Raw genomic sequence first — 1,188 nt, 5'->3', positions numbered from 1 at the left:
GGCAACCCCGAGATACCAGCCTCAGGGACAACCCTCTTCACCGGCCATGCAACACGGTTCTTCTGCTGCCAGCCCTCCTTATGGCGGACAGTCATCGGCAGGTGCGGCGACTCCGGCATACCATTCTCAGGGACAGTCACACTCATACTCTATGCAGCATGGGGCCTCAGCCTCTGCTCAATCCCCCGGAGGCCAACCAGCGACTCAATCGAATCCGAATCAACCACCAGCCAAAACATCTTAACCATTGGTACCGGATGGTCTTGTCTCCGCAAGATCATCCGCAAACGTAATTTATACTGATCGTAGAATCCGTTACGCATGAATTGCCGTATCTGGGAATGATGATTACCCATGGATCACGTCAGCATGCTTATCTACACGGGTGGTGGTAAAAAAACAAATATTAATGTGGTATATCAGTTTTCTGTTAAATTACAGAAGAGATTTCCTATAAACATTAACGTGTTTTCTGGCTCCATGTTGAATATGCGCAACACTCATATTTTGACCAGTTTAAATACTTGTTAAATTTGATTCACCTATTTGACAATACAGATTATCTGTTGTTACCGTAAAAACGCTTGTGCAATTTGACTCAAGCAATTACGAGCATAATCCATGCTCTTTTCTTTTACCCAAAAGGGAGATGAACTATTGAAAAGCATTCAGACTAATGTAATCACGGCACTCGGAATATTCGTGTTTAGCACATCCGTTGCTTTTGCAAGCATGAGCAGCCCCATGTCCACCACTCAACCCCAACCGTCCTCACCGGCAATGCAGAACGGTGCGTCTACACCGCCTATGGCTTCCGGAGCGCCGCAAGCGGGAGCGCAATCCGGCTCCCAGCCAATGATGCCCTCTGCACCTCAGGCGGGCCCTGCGGTGAGTAACGCTGAAATCATGCATTTTGCTTCTGCTCTGCGGGAAATCGAGCCCCTGAGTTCCAAAATGCGTGGTGAAGCCATGCAAAAAGGCGTAAGCAAAGCCAAGCAACAGGCACTTGAACAGACCTATGCAAAGGATGTTCACGGCATTCTGGCCAAAAACGATCTCTCCGCAAGTACTTATGAGATGCTCATGAGAAAAGCCCATAGCGATCCACAGTTCGCTCAAAAGGTCGAGGCCGCTATCAAGTCTGGTGCATAGTCGCACTACCTTGATTGGTAAATCATGGAACGTCAG

General features: G+C 48.2%; 2 protein-coding genes. Both read left to right on the top strand.

Annotation, left to right across the window (positions count from 1 at the left end; translation table 11 throughout):
• On the top strand, positions 1-244 hold a 244-nt coding region (locus BLW97_RS19870; protein WP_207650658.1), incomplete at its 5' end, for a hypothetical protein.
• Positions 245-744: 500 nt separating this feature from the next.
• Positions 745-1,152, top strand: a complete 408-nt coding sequence (locus BLW97_RS18295; RefSeq protein ID WP_158006144.1) for a DUF4168 domain-containing protein — start codon at positions 745-747, stop codon at positions 1,150-1,152.
• Positions 1,153-1,188: the final 36 nt, after the last annotated feature.

The organism is Acidithiobacillus albertensis, assembly GCF_001931655.1.
In the GTDB taxonomy this organism is placed as follows: Bacteria; Pseudomonadota; Gammaproteobacteria; order Acidithiobacillales; family Acidithiobacillaceae; genus Acidithiobacillus; species Acidithiobacillus thiooxidans.
Note: the sequence above shows the minus strand (reverse complement) of the source record. Positions and strands in the feature narration are given on the sequence as shown.

Coding starts and splice junctions, on each gene's coding strand:
- BLW97_RS18295 (WP_158006144.1), top strand. CDS start 745: ATGTCCACCACTCAACCCCAACCGTCCTCACCGGCAATGCAGAACGGT.